The 251-nt window shown below is 53.4% G+C and carries 1 protein-coding gene; it reads right to left on the reverse strand.

All coding sequences use genetic code 11. The annotated features are described in order from the left end of the window. Nucleotides 1-251, reverse strand: a 251-nt coding sequence (locus KVT28_RS25815; RefSeq protein WP_217551104.1) for a hypothetical protein, incomplete at both ends; no start/stop codon positions are given.

The following is a 251-nucleotide window of genomic DNA, read 5'->3' on the forward strand; positions in this document are numbered from 1 at the left end:
GGGTGATGCATTAACTGATTAGAAAGTTCGACGGATGGGGTGTCGATCCAGCCGATGATATCTTTTGGTGCACCCGCCGCAATCGCTGCCTGCAGCACAATGTCAGCGGCTTTGTTAGTGGCATCTTTCGCACGTGGATGCGGAGGGAAGATAATGCCGTTACGGGTTTTCAGGCTGATCAGTGCTTTGAAAATCGCCGTAGAAGTTGGGGTGGTGGTAGGAACGATGCCGCAGATCAGGCCAATCGGGTC

The organism is Pantoea sp. GbtcB22 (assembly GCF_019091025.1).
Classification (GTDB): Bacteria; Pseudomonadota; Gammaproteobacteria; order Enterobacterales; family Enterobacteriaceae; genus Pantoea; species Pantoea leporis.